This is a genomic window from Labrys sp. KB_33_2, assembly GCF_052114505.1.
Taxonomy (GTDB): Bacteria; Pseudomonadota; Alphaproteobacteria; order Rhizobiales; family Labraceae; genus Labrys.
In genome coordinates this window covers 134,829-150,971 of record NZ_JBFREW010000003.1, presented here as the reverse complement: position 1 = coordinate 150,971, position 16,143 = coordinate 134,829, and the positions used below count along the sequence as shown (strand labels likewise).

Below are 16,143 nucleotides of genomic sequence, written 5' to 3'. Positions count from 1 at the left end.
TTTACCCGGGAATGCCGGTCTTCTCGGCGCGGCCGCTCCCCAAAGCCGTCTCAACGGCCCGCCGGCAGCTCACGGCTCCGAGGGCTTCATTGCTAAACGGGATTTCGGCCTGCGTCGATAGAACCGTATCTTCCTGCCATTCAGCAGTATCGGGCGCGGTTCAGGTGCTTCCGGCCGGCATGCTGGCCAAGGCGGCATCGACGGCGTCCCCCAGGCGCTCGACCGCGGCATCGACCTCCTTGCATTCGATGATGAAGGGCGGCGCCAGCAGAACATGGTCCCCCTGCGCACCGTCGATGGTACCGCCCATCGGATAGACCATCAGCCCTCGCGCCATCGCTTCGCGCTTGACCGCGGCGTGCAGCTTGAGGGCGGGATTGAGAGGCTGCTTGCTGCTGCGATCAGCGACGAATTCGATGGCGCGGAACAGGCCCCGCCCCCTAATATCGCCGATATGGCCATGGTTGGTAAAACGCTGTTCCAGCCGTTCCTGCAGGTGATCGCCCATGGCCTCGACATTGGCGAGAAGACTATCGCGTACGATTGTTTCCTGCACGGCCAAGGCGGCGGCCGCCGCCATGGGATGGCCCACATAGGTATGGCCGTGTTGGAAAAAACCCGATCCTCCGGCGAAGGCCTCGAAGATGGCAGCGCTGAGCAGGACGGCGCCGATCGGCTGGTAGCCGCCACCAAGGCCCTTGGCGATGGTCATGAGATCGGGCACCACACCTTCCTGCTCGCAGGCATGTAGCGTGCCCGTGCGCCCCATGCCGCACATGACCTCGTCCAGGATCAAGAGGACGCCGTGGCGGTCGCAGATGTCGCGGATGCGCGTGAAATAACCGGCGACGGGCGGCACGGCACCAGCGGTGGCACCCACCACCGTTTCCGCCAGGAAGGCCATGACCTTGCCCGGCCCCAGCTCCAGGATCTTGTCTTCGAGGGCCTGCGCGCTCCGGACCGCATAATCCTCCTCGCTCTCGCCCGGTGCCTGGAAGCGATAGGCGAAGCAGGGGTCGATATGGTGCGTTTCGATCAGCAGCGGCTGGAACTGGGCGCGCCGCCACTGATTGCCGCCGGCGGCGAGCGCCGCCAGGGTGTTGCCGTGAAAACTCTGGCGCCGGGCGATGACATGCCGGCGCTCCGACTGGCCCCTCTCGACGAAATATTGCCGCGCCATCTTCAAGGCCGCTTCGATCGCCTCCGAGCCCCCACTGACGAGATAGACCCGCTCGATCCCGACGGGCGCCTGGGCGATCAGGCAGTCCGCCAGCCTCTCGGCGATCTCGGTGGTGAAGAAGGAGGTATGGGCATAGGCGAGTCTGTCGAGCTGGCGGTGCAGGGCCTCCAGCACGGCGGGGTGGCCATGGCCGAGACAGGAGACAGCGGCCCCGCCAGAGGCATCGATATAGCGCTTGCCGGCGGCATCGATCAGTTCGATGCCCTGCCCGCCGACGGCGACCGGCATGACGGCATTGGCGGCGCGGTGGAGCAGATGGCTCATGGGGAGGCTCCCGGGAGTTTCGGCGCTGGGCGTCAGGTCAGATGGGTGCCGAGGGCGGCCAGATGCGCATCCGTCCGGCGCAAGGCGGCGAGCGCCGCCTCGCCGTCATGGCCGGCCACCAGCGCGGCCAGCACTTCGGCCGCAGCGAAGGCAGGCGTCACGGCATGGAGGAAGGAGGGGCTCGCGGTCGGCATGATGAGGTGATGGCGGGAGATCCTGGCGAGCGGCGCCACTTCGCTGTCGGTGATGGCCAGGACGGACAGCCCACGCGAAGCGGCATGCTCGGCGAGTTCGAGGGTGAGGCGCGTATAGGGCTGCAGGCTGACGGCCACCATCACGTCACCCGGGGCGGCATCGACGAGAGCGTCGGCCCCGATGCCGGCGATTCCATCGAGCAACATGCTGGGCCTGCCGATAAGGGTGAGTGCATAATGCAGATGCCAGGCGACGGGATGGCTCGCCCGCAGGCCGAGACAAAGGATACGGCGCGCCGAGGCAAGGGTTTGCGCGGCAGCGGCGAATGCGGCAAGGGGCCTGCCTGCCACAAGCCCGCCGAGCTGGGCGCTGAGCATGCCGAGCATGGCAGTGGCCAGTCCTTCGTCACCGACGCGCCCCTGCCGGGCGAGATGGTCGCCCGCCTTGCCTGCAAAGCCCGTCGGCACTTCCCGCAGCGTATCGGCGTGCAGTTCCCGCAGGGCCTCGTAACCGTCAAAGCCCAGTTGGCGGGCAAGCCGCATCATGGTCGCCGGCTGAACGCCGGCACGTCGCGCCTGTTCCCGCATCGACAGCAGAGCAACATCACGCGGATTCTCCAGCACATAGCGCGCGGCAGCCCTGATTTGCGCCGGCATTGCGTCGAAGCCCCTGACGATCTCGCCGGCCAAGCCGTCGAGATCCACAAGCCCGTTCATGCCCATGCACTCCGTCGGAAGGATTATTGAAACAAACGTATCAGATGCTATCGTATTGATACAAATGAAGCCTCGCTCGGAGACGGATTTTGTCGGTTACGCCGGATTATACCCCGCGCTTCATTGCCGTCGCCCCCAATGGCGGCCGGCGTACCAAGGCGGACCATCCGGCCTTGCCGATGACGCCCTCCGCCCTGGCACAAACAGCCACGACCTGTCTCGAGGCCGGCGCGGCCATGATCCATGTCCATGTCCGGCGCAACGATGGCGACCATTTGCTCGATGCCGAGGCCTATCGCGCCGTCATCACCGCGATTGGCGCCGTGACAGGCAAGGATCTCGTGGTGCAGATCACCAGCGAGGCGCTCGGCCTCTATTCGCCCGCCGAGCAGAGAGCCGTCATCCGCGCCACCCGGCCGGAGGCCGTATCGCTCGCACTGCGCGAACTGGTGCCTGACACCGCCGAGGAAGCCGCCTTTGCCGAATTGCTGCTGTTTCTCAGGCTGATCGGCGCCATGCCGCAGATCATCCTCTACACGCCGGACGAGGCCAGACGCCTTGCCGAGTTTCAACGGCGGGGCCTCATTCCTTTCGAGAAACTGCCCGTACTCTATGTGCTCGGCCGCTATACGGCGGACCAGACCTCACAGCCCGACGATCTCCTGCCCTTCCTCGCCGAGGGCATGCCCCGTTTCGATCCCTGGAGCCTTTGCTCCTTCGGGCCGCAGGAAGTGGCTTGCGTCACCGCGGCAGCGCGGCGGGGCGGGCATGCCCGCGTCGGCTTCGAGAACAATCTCCACCGTCCCGATGGCACGCTGGCCCGGGACAACGCCGAATTGGTGGTGCTGGCACGCCAGGCGATCGAGGCCGCTGGCTTGAGGATCGGTGATGCCGACGCCCTGCGTGCCGCGACACTGGCGACATGAAAAAGGCGGCCGAGGGGCCGCCTTCAACACCAAACAGACGCAAGAACGTCCGCTCGAATAAATAATTCTGGCCTCAGGCGGCCGAGGCCGAAACCCAGCGCGACAGTTCGCCCTTGGGAGCAGCGCCGACCTTCTGGGCAACGGGCTTGCCGTCCTTGAATATGATCAGCATGGGAATCGACATCACCCGGAACTGCGAAGCAATCTGGGGGTTCTCGTCGACGTTCAGCTTGGCGATCTTGACCTTGCCGGCCATCTCGGTGGCGATCTCGTCGAGAGCGGGCGCGATCATGCGGCAGGGCCCGCACCACTCGGCCCAGAAATCGACGACAACCGGCTCAGCCGAATTCAGCACGTCATTAGCGAACGAGGCATCCGTGACCTTGATCGTGTTGGCACCCATTTCGAGAATCTCCACAGCGGGAATGGCGGAATCGCCATGCAAATATCCGTTGCCCTCAAGCTAGGAATGCACCGGCCCAGCGTCAAGAAGCGGAACGGCTTCTCGCGCGAATGTGCACGGCTGATATGCAGATTCGCAGCTATTACCGGCCCAAACTGGTGAAATAGAGGAGCCTGCATACTATCAAACATTCGCAGAATTTCCCGGTGAGGCCCACGAATGGGGCCTCACCGTGAAATTCTGCTTATCCGATCACCACCCGCGTATCCGACATGCCTCGGTGACGGATGAGTTGGTAGAGCGCGGCGGCGTGGGACGGCGCTAGCCGGATGCAGCCATGGGAGGCAGCACGGCCGAGCTGCTTGACCGAATAGGTGCCGTGCACGGCATAGCCGCCCTTGAAGAACACCGAATAGGGCATCGGGGAATTGTCGTATTTCTTCGAGTAGTGCATGCGCTTGAGCAGCTTGGGGCGGTATACCCCGCGCGGGGTATAGTAGCCGCGCCTTGCCGTCGATACCGCCCAGATCGCCTCGACATTGCCATCGACGATCACGGTCATGCGTTGCCTGGCGATGTCGACCTTGGCCACGATGCCCGCGGAGGCCGGCGAGAGCGGGCAGAGCGCGGCGACAAGAAGCGTGAAGGCAACGGTGATCCAGCGGAAGCTCGCGCTCAGATGCAGGGCAGGCATGACAGGTTCCTCGATACGGTTCGCTGACATTGGCCGTCCCGGGCCTTCATTCGCCATGCGCTTTTGCACAGGATGCAAATCCACCCGAAACCGAACAAAGCATGAATCTAACATGGTTAATTTTCGGTTTCCGCCCGCCGGCTGGCGTGATGCGAAACCCGAGGGATTGCCGCCCGATGCTGCCGTTCCAGCAAAGACAGGATAGGATGGCGTCACGAATCACTTTGCGGGAGCATGCATGCGCCGTTTCGTCAGGATCTTCCCGCCGTTCAAGGCCGCCCTGCCGCTGGCGGCGCTGCTGACCCTGGCGAGCCATGCGCCGGCCCTGTCGCAAGACATCACCCCGCCCGGCTACAAGCTGCCGCCGCTCGGCGCGGTGACATCAGCCACGCCCGCCAAGCAGCTCTTCGGCCGCGCCGCGACGCCGGCCAATGTCGGCCTCGGCTCGATCGGCTTCTATGCCAAGGGCTGCCTGTCGAACGGCGTGGAATTGCCGGCTGATGGTCCGACCTGGCAGGTCATGCGGCCTTCGCGCAATCGCGCCTGGGGCAATGCCGCCGTGATCCGGGTGGTGAAGAACCTCGCCGCCAAGGCCCCAACCGTGGCCGGCTGGCCCGGCATCCTGATCGGCGACATGGCGCAGCCGCGCGGCGGCCCGATGCTGACGGGCCATGCCTCGCATCAGATCGGACTCGACGCCGACATCTGGCTGACGCCGATGCCGGATCGCCGGCTGAGCGTCGCCGAACGCGAGACCAAAAGTGCCGTGATGATGGTGCGTTCCGACCGGCTCGACGTCTCGCGCTCCTGGACGGCGGGCCAGATGGGCATCGTGCGCGCCGCCGCCCAGGATCCGGCGGTCGAGCGCATCTTCGTCAACGCAGCCATCAAGAAGGCGATGTGCCGCGATGCCACCGGAGATCGCTCCTGGCTCGGCAAGGTGCGCCCGATGTATGGGCACGACTATCATTTCCATGTCCGCATCACCTGCCCGCGCGGCAGCCCGACCTGCACGCCACAAAAGCCGCCGACAGGCGATGAAGGCTGTGGCAAGGAACTCGATTACTGGTTCTCGGATGCGGTGCTGCATCCCAAGCCGCGTCCCAAGCCGCCGCACCCGCCGCGCCAGCTCACCCTGAGCGATCTGCCCACCGCCTGCAGCCAGGTCATCGCAGCGCCGTAGGAATGGCCTGACCGCCACCGGCCTGTTTCCGGGCCTTGCCCGGGGTCGAGCGAAACGCCATTCTCGCGCTTGCCGGGGAGACGGGTATTCTCCATCCCGCTGCCTTGCATGATCGGGAGGGAGTCGGATGGCTGATCGATTCGATCTGGCGGGCCGCAAGGCCCTGGTAACCGGCGGAGCGCGCGGTATCGGTGCAGGCATCGCCGAAGCCCTGGCCCAGGCCGGCGCCGACGTAATGATCGGCGACATCCTCGAAGATCTCGGCCGGCAAGCCGCTTCCAGCCTGGCGCGCCATGGCGGCGCCTACGGCTTCGTAGCGCTCGACGTCACCGACGAGGCTCAGTGGGAGAACGCCGTCGCGACCACGATCGAGCAGATCGGCGGCTATGACATCCTGGTGAACAACGCCGGCGTGGAAGTCACCGCTTTGGTAACCGAGATCGAGCCCGACAGCCTGCGGCACATGTTCGATGTCAATGTCGTCGGCACGCTGCTTGGCATGAAGCACGCCTTCCGGGCGATGCGGCCGGGCGGAGCAGCCGGCAAGGGCGGTGCGCTCATCAACATCGCCTCGGTCGCAGCCACCATCGTATTCCCAACCATTGCCGGCTATTCCGGCAGCAAGGCCGCCGTCGACCGCATCACCCGCATCGGCGCTGCCGAAGCCGGCAAGCTCGGCTATGGCGTGCGCGTCAACTGCATCCATCCCGGTCTGATTCCCACCGAGATGGGCCGGAAACTGACGCAGGATGTGGTGGGGACCGGGATGTTTCCGGATACCGGCGCGGCGGTCGGCCATGTCGTCGGCCAGACGCCGCTGGGACGGCTCGCCGAGATCCGCGAAGTGGCCGACGTCACCGTCTTCCTCGCCTCCGACGCCGCCAGCTTCATTACCGGTGCCGGCATTCCGGTCGATGGCGGCATGAGCAGTTGAGCGGCGCCACGCCGGCGGCCTCAGTCATCGGGATGGCCCGCCTTGGCCTGCAACAGGTCGGAGAAGGCCAGCAGCACGCCCGATATCATGAACACCATATGGATGCCGACCAGCCAATAGAGGTCGCGGTCGGTCAGCTTCTCGATCTGCATGAAGCCTTTAAGCAACTGGATCGCCGAGATCAGCACGATCGAGGCCAGCAGCTTGAGCTTGAGGCCGGCGAAATCGACCTTGGTCATCCAGTTCGGCCAGGTCAGATGTTCGGTGCCGTCGATCTTGGAGACGAAATTCTCATAGCCCGAAAAGATCACGATCAGGATCAGGCTGCCCAGCAGGGCCAGGTCAACCAGCTCCAGCACGCCGATCACCGTCTCCTCGGTCGTGAAGCCATAGGCGCCAACGACATAGTGGAGCAATTCCTGCCCGAATTTCAGCAGAACGACGAACAGGGCGATGACCAGCCCGATATAGAAGGGCGCCAGCACCCAGCGCGATGCGACGAGGCAGCGCTCGATCATTTTTTCCATGTGGAATCTCAACCCGATTGAACAATCGCGCGCAAAATAGAGGGACGCGCCCGGCGAGGGAACCCAGCCTTGCCAAATTGTAATGCAGGCTCCGAAGTGGGTGTCGGGCGCTTCCCGCCTCACTTCACGCGCAGGATCTCGACCCCGGCCATGGCGCCCGGCACGGCGCGAGGCTTTTCGACATGCACGCGCACCGCGGCGGCGCGGTCGAAGGCAAGGCAGCGCTGCGCCAGCCGCTCGGCGAAGGTCTCGAGGAGATCGGCATGGCTGGCGGCCAGTTCACGCCCGATGGCAGCGATCTTGTCATAGTCGATCGTGCCCTCGATATCGTCGTCGCCGAAACGTGCTTCAGCCAAAGTCAGCTCGACATCGACGATCAGGGGCTGGGTCACGCCCTTCTCATGCTCGTAATAGCCGATATGGGCTTCGAGATTGAGGGCGCGCAGAAAGACGCGGCTATAGGATCGCGGTTCGGTCATGAAGGCAGCAATGCCACACTCAGCCGGGAAGCGCCATCGCCGTTTCGCCCGTTGCTTGCGCGGCTTCGCCATTCAGCGGGTTGTCGGGGTCCCAGCCATAGAGGGTCTCGCCGAAGCGCATGTCGCGCGCATCGAGATGGATCAGGCGGCCAGTGAGGCCGGTGCCGAATCCGACGATCTCGCGGATCGCTTCCAGCGCCATCATCGAGCCGGCCACGCCGGCAAGCGCACCGAGCACGCCGGCCTCCGAACAGCTTGGAATGGTGCCCGGCGGCGGTTTCTGCGGGAAGAGGCAGCGCCAGGTCGGATTGGGCTCGCCTTCGGCATTGGTCTCGAAGGGCCGCAGCGTGGTCAGCATCGCGTCGAACACGCCGAGCGCCCCCATGACCAGCGGCTTGCGGCCATGGAAGCAGGCATCGGAGACGGCATAGCGGGTGTCGAAATTGTCCGAGCCGTCTATCACCAGATCATAGGATGCGATCAGTTCAGCCGCATTGGTGGGATCGATGCGCATCGCATGCGGAACCACCGTCACATGCGGATTGAGTCTTTCGATCGCCTCCCCGGCCGTCTCGACCTTGGGACGGCCGATATCGGGCGTGGCGTGGATGATCTGGCGCTGCAGGTTGGAGAGCGACACGATGTCGTCATCGACGATGCCGAGCGTGCCGACGCCCGCCGCCGCCAAATAGAGCAGCACCGGGGCGCCGAGCCCGCCCGCGCCGATGACCAGGATGCGAGCCCGCGACAAAGCCTGCTGCCCGGCGCCGCCGACCTCGTGCATGACGACATGCCGGGCGTAACGCTCCAGCTCTTCGGATGAAAATGCCATGGGGCGAATGTAGATACTTGCCCGAAAAGGCGCAATGATCGGAGCGCGTCTCAGCGACATGCAGGCGTGTCGCTGAGAAGTCCGCGCTCCGATCTACGCTCCCAGGCTCGCCTTCTGGATGCGAGCCTGTATGATCGCGCTCCAAGAATCAGTCTTGAACAGACCGAAGACGAGGCCCTGATGACTTCTGCTCCGCGCGCACCCGGAAAGGGCGACCACGTCTTTCTGGTCGACGGTTCGTCCTTCATCTTCCGGGCCTATTTCCAGTCGATCAACCAGGACGCCCGTTACAATTACCGCTCCGACCGCCTACCCACGGGTGCGGTGCGCCTGTTCTGCAATGTGCTGCACAAGATGATCAAGGAAGGGGTGATGGGCAAGCGGCCCACCCATCTCGGCATCATCTTCGACAAGTCGGAAGATTCCTTCCGCAAGGAGATCTACCCGCCCTATAAGGGCCACCGTCCCCCGCCGCCGGAAGAACTGGTTCCGCAATTCCCGCTGATGCGGGTTGCCGTGCGCGCCTTCGGCCTGAAGCCGGTGGAACAGTCCCGCTACGAAGCGGACGATCTGATCGCCACCTATTGCGACATCGCCGTCAAGGCCGGCGCCGACGTCACCATCGTCTCCGCCGACAAGGACCTGATGCAGCTCATCCAGCCCGGCGTGGTGATGTTCGATCCTGCTTCCGGCGACCAGAAGGCCAAGGGTTCGCGACCCGAACGCCTGATCGCCGAGGCCGAAGTGCTCGAAAAGTTCGGCGTGACGCCGGACAAGGTGGTGGATGTGCAGGCCCTGGCCGGCGATTCCACCGACAATGTCCCCGGCGTGCCTGGCATCGGCGTCAAGACGGCGGCGCAGTTGATCAATGAATATGGCGACCTCGAAGGGCTCCTCGCCCGCGCCGGCGAGATCAAGCAGCCCAAGCGCCGCGAGAGCCTGACCGACCCCGAGAACGTCAAGCTCGCCCGCATCTCGCGCGAACTGGTGAAGCTCGTCACCGACGTCACCCTGGAAACGCCGATCGAGGACCTGATCGCCCCCGGGCTCGACGCCAAGGGCGCCATCGCCTTCCTGAAGGCGATGGAATTCTCCACATTGACCCGCCGCATCGCCGAGGATGCCGGCCTCGACGTCGCCGATATCGCGCCCGATGAGGCGCTGAAGATCCCCGACAGCGATTTCTCGCCCGCCCCGGCGAGGACGCCGGCGCCCAAGCCGGGTGCGGACGGCGTCTCTGCCGCTCCGGCGGTTGCCACGGGGGCCGGCACGCCCTCCGCCGTGGTGGAAAGCGTCAAGGCCAGGCTCACCGCCATTCCCTTCGACAGCGGCTCCTATGAAACCGTCGCCAGCCTGGAAGCGCTCGACGGCTGGATTATCAGGGCCCGCGAACGCGGCTATGTCGCCTTCGACACGGAAACCACCTCGCTCGACGCCCTTCAGGCCGATCTCGTCGGCTTCTCCCTGTCGGTCGAGCCGGGCAAGGCCTGCTATGTGCCCCTGCGCCATCGCGACAAGGCGGACCTGTTCAGCGGCGGCATGATGGCCGGGCAGGTCGATGCCGGCGAGGCTCTAAAGCGGTTGAAGGGCCTGCTCGAAGATCCCGGCGTGCTGAAAATCGGCCAGAACCTGAAATATGACACGCTGGTGATGGGCGAGGAGAACGTCAAGATCGCGCCCTATGACGACACCATGCTGATGTCCTATGTCGTCGATGGCGGGCGTGGCAATCACGGCATGGACGAACTCTCGTCACGCCATTTCGGCCATAAGCCGATCGCCTTTTCCGAAGTCTGCGGCTCCGGCAAGTCGCTGATCGGCTTCGACCAGGTCACTATCGAGCGCGCTACCGCCTATGCCGCCGAGGATGCCGACGTCACCCTGCGGCTGTGGCTGCTGCTCAAGGCTCGCCTGGTCTCCGAGGGGCTGGTCACCATCTACGAGACGCTGGAGCGCCCGCTCGTCGCCGTGCTCGCCAACATGGAATCGCGCGGCATCATGATCGACCGCCAGATCCTGGCGCGTCTGTCGGGCGAATTCGCCCAGAGCGCGGCCCGGCTCGAGGCGGAGATCCACGAACTCGCCGGCGAGAACTTCAATGTCGGCTCGCCCAAGCAGCTCGGCGACATCCTGTTCGGCAAGATGGGGCTCCCCGGCGGCAAGAAGACTCCCACCGGCCAATGGGCGACCTCGGCCCAGGTGCTGGAGGACTTGGCCGACCAGGGCCTGGAACTGCCGCGGCGCATCGTGGCCTGGCGCCAGCTCACCAAGCTCAAATCGACCTATACCGACGCCCTGCCCACCTATGTGAACCCCAAGTCAGGCCGGGTCCACACCTCCTATTCCCTAGCGGCGACCACCACGGGGCGCCTTTCCTCCTCCGAGCCCAATCTGCAGAACATTCCGGTGCGCACTGAGGAAGGGCGCAAGATCCGCTCGGCCTTCATCGCCGCTCCCGGCGCCAAGCTGATCTCGGCCGACTATTCGCAGATCGAGCTGCGCGTACTCGCCCATGTCGCCGAGATCCCGCAACTGACCAAGGCCTTCGAGGACGGCGTCGACATTCACGCCATGACGGCCTCCGAGATGTTCGGCGTGCCGGTGCAGGGCATGGATCCCCAGGTGCGGCGGCGCGCCAAGGCCATCAATTTCGGCATCATCTACGGCATCTCCGCCTTCGGCCTCGCCAACCAGCTCTCGATTCCGCGCGAGGAGGCGAGCGCCTATATCAAGAAATATTTCGAGCGCTTCCCTGGCATCCGCGACTATATGGACCGGATGAAGGCCGAATGCCGCGCCCGTGGCTATGTCGAGACCGTCTTTGGCCGCAAGATGCATTTTCCGGCGATCGAATCGAAGAACCCCTCCGAGCGGGCCTTCGTCGAGCGGCAATCCATCAATGCACCGATCCAGGGCTCGGCCGCCGACATCATCCGCCGGGCGATGAGCCGGATGGATGGTGCCCTCATCAAGGCCGGGCTCTCGGCCAAGATGCTGCTGCAGGTGCATGACGAGCTCGTCTTCGAAGCACCGGAGGAGGAAGTTGAGGCGACGCTGCCGGTGGTCTCCCAGGTGATGGAGCACGCAGCGCTTCCGGCCTTGCAGCTCAAGGTACCGTTGCAGGTCGATTCACGGGCCGCCAGCAATTGGGAAGAGGCGCATTAAGCACGGCCAATCGGCATTAATCCTTTGTAACGCGCCCCAATTCCGGCCGGTTCTTGTCCGATTGAGGTGCAGCACCCACATGGGAGGCGTTGCGGCTTCCCCCTCAGGACGCAGCCGCGAAGGAGAGTCAGGATGACCCCCAACGAAAAAGCCCTCATCGAGGACCTGTTCAATCGCCTGCGCAGTTCCGCCCCGACGACGGGGCGCGACGCCGAGGCCGAAACCGCGATCGCGGCCGAAATGGCCCGCTCACCGGGCGCCGCCTATGCCCTGGTGCAGACCGTCCTGGTGCAGGACCACGCCTTGCGCGAGGCTCATGCCAAGGTCCAGGCTGCGGAAGCCGCCGCGCAGCAGCCGCAGCAAGCACCGCAGCCGCCCGAGCAGCCACAATCCTTCATCGAGCGCGCCGGCTCGGCCTTGCAGGGCTTCGGTGGCCAGCGCAACCAGGCTCAGCAGCAACAGGTTCCGCCGCAGCAGGCCGAACCCGCGCGCGGCGGCGGTTTCCTGCAGGGCGCCCTGCAGACGGCGGCCGGTGTCGCCGGCGGCGCGCTGCTGTTCGAGGGCGTGCGCTCGATGTTCGGCGGTGGCGGCGGCCTGCTCGGCGGCGGCTCGAGCCCGTTTGGCGGCGGCGGCAACACCACCATCAACGAGACCGTCATCAACGAAAACGCCGACAAGGGCCGCGACAACGACGACAATGTGCGTGACGCCAGCTACGATTCGGATGATGACGACGATGGCGATTACGGCTCGGATGATTCCGGCGGCAGCGACGATAGCTGGATCTGACCGCCGATCCTGAGGCCACCGGCTTTCGTCCGGCTTTAAAAACAAACACCCCGGCCAGTTGGACGGGGTGTTTTTCTGTCAAAGGCCTCTTGGGCCTCTTGAAAGCCGGAGTCGCCAGTATTGCCTTACAACCCTTCGAACAGGGCGCTCGAAATGTAGCGCTCGGCGAAGGAGGGCACGATCACCACGATGGACTTGTTGTCCATGCCGGGGCGAGCAGCCAGTTCCAGCGCCGCCGCGACGGCCGCGCCGGACGAGATACCGCAGGGGATGCCCTCGATGCGGGCGAGCAGGCGGGCGGTGTCGAAGGAGGTCTGGTTGCCAACGGTGATGATGTCATCGATCACCGAACGGTCCAGCACATCCGGTACGAAGCCGGCGCCGATGCCCTGGATCTTGTGGGGACCGGGCTGGCCGCCCGACAGCACCGGGGAATCTTCCGGCTCCACCGCCACGATCTTGAGGTCGGGCTTGCGCGGCTTCAGCACCTGGCCGACGCCGCTGATGGTGCCGCCAGTGCCCACGCCCGAGACGAAATAGTCGATGTCGCCCTTGGTGTCGTTCCAGATCTCTTCCGCCGTGGTAAGGCGGTGGATCTCGGGATTGGCCGGATTGCGGAACTGCTGGGGAATGATGGCGCTCGGCAGTTCCTTGACGATCTCCTCGGCCTTGGCGACAGCACCGCGCATGCCTTGGGCAGCCGGGGTGAGGACTAGTTCGGCGCCGAGCAATGCGAGCATCTTGCGCCGCTCGATCGACATCGATTCCGGCATGACCAGGATCAGGCGATAGCCACGGGCGGCGGCGACGAAGGCGAGCGCGATGCCGGTATTGCCGGAGGTCGGCTCGACCAGCACGGTATCCGGCTTGAGGTGGCCGGCCTTCTCCAGTGCGTCGATCATGCTGACGCCGATGCGATCCTTGACGCTGGCGATCGGATTGAAGAATTCGAGCTTGGCGAGGATGCGTGCCTTGACGTTCTTGGCCTTGGCCAGCCGGTTGAGCTGCACCAGCGGGGTGTCGCCGATGGTCTCGGTGATCGACTGGTAGATGCGGCCGCGGCCGGGCACATGATTGGCATTCGCCATGAGGAACGTCCTTGATTGAAAGCGGCTGGAATTCAACATTAATCCACGAAAATGTCGAGGTTAATGTTGAATTACAGATCCATAATGTTTTTTAGATGACCAAATCTTCAAATCGAGCCCTCAAATCGCAAAGTCGATATTGGCGGGCGTGCCGCCAAAGACATGCTTGCGCTCGGCATCCCGGCAGAGGTCCTCGACGGTGATCTGGTCGAGTTCGGCCAGGAAGGATTGCGAGGCCTGGTTGACGGCCGGCGCGATGACCTGATCGACCAGGGTCGAGACCGGCGCCGGGTCGTCCTCTCCAGCGGCATCCGTCATCGCCGCGCGCACGATATCGCCGACGCTGATGCGCCGCCGCTCGCGCGCCAGCTCATAACCACCGCGCGGACCGCGCACGCCCTTGAGAATATTGTGGCGCACCAGGGTCTGCAGCAAGGTTTCCAGATGGCGCGGCGGCAAGGCATGCCGGGAAGCAAGAGCCTTGGCGGCGACCGGCGTCGGCCTCGAATGGTGGGCGATATCGACCACGGCGGCGAGGCCAAGCAAGGAACGGCGCGAAAGCAATTGCATGTCGACCCCCTGATACGGTCCCTGACGCATTTTCCAGAAGAGGCGACAGACTCTTCGATCAAGAATATGCGTCAAAACAAAGAGTTAGGGCGAAATGCGATTCGCAGAATCGCACTTTGCTCTAGATCACGTTGCGGTGCCCGTCGAACCGAAGCCGCCGCTGCCGCGAACGGTCGAATCGACTTCCGCCGTTTCGACCAGGACAGACAACGTCACCGGTGCAATGACCAACTGGGCGATTCGCATGCCATGGGTGATGGCGAAGGATTCTACACTCAGATTGATCAGGGCGACTTTAATCTCACCGCGATAATCGGCGTCTATCGTACCAGGTGCGTTCAAAACGGTAATTCCGCTTTTCACAGCCAATCCGGAACGTGGACGCACTTGTCCTTCATAGCCCTGTGGAATTTGGAAAACCAGCCCGGTTGGCACCAGCGCACGCATCATCGGTGCAAGAACCAAGGTTTCCCCCGGGCCCAGCGCGGCCGGCAGGTCGAGACCCGCCGCTCCCTCGCTCTGATAGGCAGGCAGCGGCAGGTCGCCGGCATGGGGGAGTTTCTTGACGGGAATGGTCAGGGTCATGGCAATCCTGCATAGAGGGCGGGTCTCCAGACCCGCCTGTTTCAAAATCGTGGGGACAGGTGATGGCGTAGGCGGGTCTGAAGAGCCTGTCTCAAAACTCGCAACACGGCCCGGAATAGCTCCACCTTGGTCATGCCCGGGCTCGTCCCGGGCATCCAGATACCGCAAACCGATCGAGACTGGGGCCCCTGGATCACCGGGACAAGCCCGGTGATGACAAAAAGTCGAGGTTCCCCCGATTTTTCGGTCAGGCCCCGAAGACTCGGCCCCGGTCACGCCGTGGCACTGGCCAATTCGCCAAAGCGAGCCACCAGGGCCCGGGCAACCGCATCCTTGTCCATGTCGGGCCAGGTCTCGACGCCCGAGGCCGAAACCAGATGAACGCGGTTGCGGTCTCCGCCCATCACACCGCTTTCGGGCGAGACGTCGTTGGCGACGATGAGATCGCAGCCCTTGCGGGCGAGCTTGGCCTTGGCATGCTCGACGACATGTTCGGTCTCCGCCGCAAAGCCGACGACCAGGGACGGTCGGCGCGCCTTGTCCTGGGCGATGGTGGCCAGGATGTCGGGATTTTCCACCAGCGAGAAGCTCGGCGTGCCCTCTGCGCCCTTCTTGATCTTCTGCGCGCCGGCATCGGCCACGCGCCAGTCGGCCACCGCCGCCGCAAAGATGCCGATATCGGCCGGCATGGCAGTCCTGACAGCCTCCAGCATCTCGCGCGCCGTTTCCACGGGCACCAGATTCACCCCCGGCGGCGGCAGAAGCGAAACCGGTCCCGAAACCAGGGTGACGCGAGCCCCGGCAGTCAGGGCAGCCGCCGCAATGGCATAACCCTGCTTGCCGGAGGAACGATTGGCGATGTAGCGCACGGGATCGATCGGCTCATGCGTCGGCCCGGCCGTCACCAGCACATGTTTGCTGGCGAGCGGCAGGGCCGGGAGCAGCCGTGTATCGGCGCGCACCGAGCCCGGCAGCGGAATGAAGGTCGGCCCCGCCAGGGCCTTCTCGATCGCCGCGACGATTTCCAGCGGTTCGGCCAGGCGTCCCGGCCCGTATTCCCCGCAGGCCATCTCGCCATCATTGGGACCGACGAAGAGCACGCCGTCCTCGCGCAACTGGGCAATGTTGCGCTGGGTCGCCGGATGCAGCCACATGCGCACATTCATGGCAGGGGCGACCAGCACGCGCTTGTCGGTGGCCAGCAGCGTGGTGGATGCGAGATCATTGGCCTGGCCCTGCGCCATCTTGGCGAGGAGGTCGGCTGTCGCCGGCGCCACCACCAGAAGATCGGCATCGCGCGACATTTCGATATGCCCCATCTCGGCTTCGTCCGTCAGCGAGAACAGGTCGGTATAGACCTTGTCGCCGGTGAGCGCGGAGACGGAGAGCGGCGTGACGAAGGCTTCGCCGGCCTTGGTGAGGATGGCCCGCACATCGGCGCCACGTTCGCGCAGGCGCCGGATCAGCTCGAGGCCCTTATAGGCGGCGATGCCGCCGCCGATGATCAGAAGGATGCGCTTGCCGACGAGGGTGGTGGACATGGATCGATCCGC

At 64.6% G+C, this 16,143-nt stretch carries 16 protein-coding genes; 5 read left to right on the top strand and 11 right to left on the bottom strand.

The features are described 5' to 3' along the window. Positions 1-160: 160 nt before the first annotated feature. Both AB4037_RS06270 and AB4037_RS06265 read right to left on the bottom strand, forming a co-directional pair. The gene (locus AB4037_RS06270; protein WP_441770910.1) at positions 161-1,504 is read right to left on the bottom strand and encodes an aspartate aminotransferase family protein; all 1,344 of its coding nucleotides are present in this window, start codon (positions 1,502-1,504) and stop codon (positions 161-163) included. A gap of 32 nt (positions 1,505-1,536) precedes the next feature. Beyond that, positions 1,537-2,403, bottom strand: a complete 867-nt coding sequence (locus tag AB4037_RS06265) for a MurR/RpiR family transcriptional regulator (protein ID WP_441771184.1) — start codon at positions 2,401-2,403, stop codon at positions 1,537-1,539. A gap of 101 nt (positions 2,404-2,504) precedes the next feature. On the opposite strand from AB4037_RS06265, the gene AB4037_RS06260 reads away from it, so the two are divergent. Further along, positions 2,505-3,341, top strand: coding sequence for a 3-keto-5-aminohexanoate cleavage protein (locus tag AB4037_RS06260; RefSeq protein WP_441770909.1), 837 nt, complete (start codon positions 2,505-2,507; stop codon positions 3,339-3,341). A gap of 73 nt (positions 3,342-3,414) precedes the next feature. On the opposite strand, the gene trxA is transcribed toward AB4037_RS06260, so the two are convergent. Together trxA and AB4037_RS06250 are read right to left on the bottom strand one after the other, a co-directional pair. Then, complete coding sequence (gene trxA / locus AB4037_RS06255; RefSeq protein WP_434958685.1) at positions 3,415-3,744, bottom strand: thioredoxin; 330 nt, start codon at positions 3,742-3,744, stop codon at positions 3,415-3,417. Positions 3,745-3,988: 244 nt separating this feature from the next. After that, on the bottom strand, positions 3,989-4,438 hold the full coding sequence (locus tag AB4037_RS06250; RefSeq protein ID WP_441770908.1) for a L,D-transpeptidase: 450 nt from the start codon (positions 4,436-4,438) through the stop codon (positions 3,989-3,991). Positions 4,439-4,676: 238 nt separating this feature from the next. On the opposite strand from AB4037_RS06250, the gene mepA reads away from it, so the two are divergent. Beyond that, positions 4,677-5,621: a penicillin-insensitive murein endopeptidase gene (gene mepA, locus AB4037_RS06245; protein ID WP_434958687.1), complete on the top strand. Its 945-nt coding sequence runs from the start codon at positions 4,677-4,679 to the stop codon at positions 5,619-5,621. Positions 5,622-5,748: 127 nt separating this feature from the next. Then, positions 5,749-6,555, top strand: coding sequence for an SDR family NAD(P)-dependent oxidoreductase (locus AB4037_RS06240; RefSeq protein WP_441770907.1), 807 nt, complete (start codon positions 5,749-5,751; stop codon positions 6,553-6,555). A gap of 20 nt (positions 6,556-6,575) precedes the next feature. Here AB4037_RS06240 and AB4037_RS06235 read toward each other — a convergent pair whose 3' ends face one another. From AB4037_RS06235 to AB4037_RS06225, 3 genes are all read right to left on the bottom strand, one after another. Further along, entirely contained in the window at positions 6,576-7,082 is a 507-nt protein-coding gene (locus AB4037_RS06235) for a TIGR00645 family protein (protein WP_441770906.1), read from the bottom strand. 119 nt (positions 7,083-7,201) lie between these two features. Continuing rightward, complete coding sequence (folB, locus tag AB4037_RS06230) at positions 7,202-7,561, bottom strand: dihydroneopterin aldolase (RefSeq protein ID WP_434958690.1); 360 nt, start codon at positions 7,559-7,561, stop codon at positions 7,202-7,204. 19 nt (positions 7,562-7,580) lie between these two features. Beyond that, positions 7,581-8,393 (bottom strand): HesA/MoeB/ThiF family protein, encoded by an 813-nt coding sequence (locus tag AB4037_RS06225; RefSeq protein ID WP_434958691.1) that lies wholly within the window; start codon positions 8,391-8,393, stop codon positions 7,581-7,583. A 180-nt stretch (positions 8,394-8,573) separates the two neighbouring features. Here AB4037_RS06225 and polA point away from each other — a divergent pair, with 180 nt between their 5' ends. Further along, positions 8,574-11,558, top strand: coding sequence for a DNA polymerase I (gene polA / locus AB4037_RS06220; RefSeq protein ID WP_441770905.1), 2,985 nt, complete (start codon positions 8,574-8,576; stop codon positions 11,556-11,558). 132 nt (positions 11,559-11,690) lie between these two features. Next, positions 11,691-12,347, top strand: a complete 657-nt coding sequence (locus AB4037_RS06215) for a DUF2076 domain-containing protein (protein ID WP_441770904.1) — start codon at positions 11,691-11,693, stop codon at positions 12,345-12,347. 125 nt (positions 12,348-12,472) lie between these two features. Here the strand turns inward: AB4037_RS06215 and cysK are convergent, their stop codons facing one another. From cysK to coaBC, 4 genes are all read right to left on the bottom strand, one after another. Further along, positions 12,473-13,435, bottom strand: a complete 963-nt coding sequence (cysK, locus tag AB4037_RS06210; RefSeq protein WP_434958694.1) for a cysteine synthase A — start codon at positions 13,433-13,435, stop codon at positions 12,473-12,475. A gap of 120 nt (positions 13,436-13,555) precedes the next feature. Further along, positions 13,556-14,005: an RrF2 family transcriptional regulator gene (locus AB4037_RS06205; protein WP_311939813.1), complete on the bottom strand. Its 450-nt coding sequence runs from the start codon at positions 14,003-14,005 to the stop codon at positions 13,556-13,558. A gap of 126 nt (positions 14,006-14,131) precedes the next feature. Next, entirely contained in the window at positions 14,132-14,590 is a 459-nt protein-coding gene (gene dut, locus AB4037_RS06200) for a dUTP diphosphatase (RefSeq protein WP_187829545.1), read from the bottom strand. A 272-nt stretch (positions 14,591-14,862) separates the two neighbouring features. Beyond that, positions 14,863-16,131 carry a bifunctional phosphopantothenoylcysteine decarboxylase/phosphopantothenate--cysteine ligase CoaBC gene (gene coaBC / locus AB4037_RS06195; protein ID WP_441770903.1) on the bottom strand — a complete coding sequence of 423 codons (1,269 nt, stop codon included), beginning with the start codon at positions 16,129-16,131 and terminating at the stop codon, positions 14,863-14,865. Between the last annotated feature and the right edge of the window lie 12 nt (positions 16,132-16,143).

What these genes read in the sequence shown, in the direction of transcription:
- coaBC (WP_441770903.1), bottom strand. Translation starts at nt 16,131, where the DNA reads ATGTCCACCACCCTCGTCGGCAAGCGCATCCTTCTGATCATCGGCGGC.
- trxA (WP_434958685.1), bottom strand. Translation starts at nt 3,744, where the DNA reads ATGGGTGCCAACACGATCAAGGTCACGGATGCCTCGTTCGCTAATGAC.
- cysK (WP_434958694.1), bottom strand. Translation starts at nt 13,435, where the DNA reads ATGGCGAATGCCAATCATGTGCCCGGCCGCGGCCGCATCTACCAGTCG.
- AB4037_RS06215 (WP_441770904.1), top strand. Translation starts at nt 11,691, where the DNA reads ATGACCCCCAACGAAAAAGCCCTCATCGAGGACCTGTTCAATCGCCTG.
- AB4037_RS06205 (WP_311939813.1), bottom strand. Translation starts at nt 14,005, where the DNA reads ATGCAATTGCTTTCGCGCCGTTCCTTGCTTGGCCTCGCCGCCGTGGTC.
- AB4037_RS06240 (WP_441770907.1), top strand. Translation starts at nt 5,749, where the DNA reads ATGGCTGATCGATTCGATCTGGCGGGCCGCAAGGCCCTGGTAACCGGC.
- folB (WP_434958690.1), bottom strand. Translation starts at nt 7,561, where the DNA reads ATGACCGAACCGCGATCCTATAGCCGCGTCTTTCTGCGCGCCCTCAAT.
- dut (WP_187829545.1), bottom strand. Translation starts at nt 14,590, where the DNA reads ATGACCCTGACCATTCCCGTCAAGAAACTCCCCCATGCCGGCGACCTG.
- polA (WP_441770905.1), top strand. Translation starts at nt 8,574, where the DNA reads ATGACTTCTGCTCCGCGCGCACCCGGAAAGGGCGACCACGTCTTTCTG.
- AB4037_RS06250 (WP_441770908.1), bottom strand. Translation starts at nt 4,438, where the DNA reads ATGCCTGCCCTGCATCTGAGCGCGAGCTTCCGCTGGATCACCGTTGCC.
- mepA (WP_434958687.1), top strand. Translation starts at nt 4,677, where the DNA reads ATGCGCCGTTTCGTCAGGATCTTCCCGCCGTTCAAGGCCGCCCTGCCG.
- AB4037_RS06225 (WP_434958691.1), bottom strand. Translation starts at nt 8,393, where the DNA reads ATGGCATTTTCATCCGAAGAGCTGGAGCGTTACGCCCGGCATGTCGTC.
- AB4037_RS06235 (WP_441770906.1), bottom strand. Translation starts at nt 7,082, where the DNA reads ATGGAAAAAATGATCGAGCGCTGCCTCGTCGCATCGCGCTGGGTGCTG.
- AB4037_RS06270 (WP_441770910.1), bottom strand. Translation starts at nt 1,504, where the DNA reads ATGAGCCATCTGCTCCACCGCGCCGCCAATGCCGTCATGCCGGTCGCC.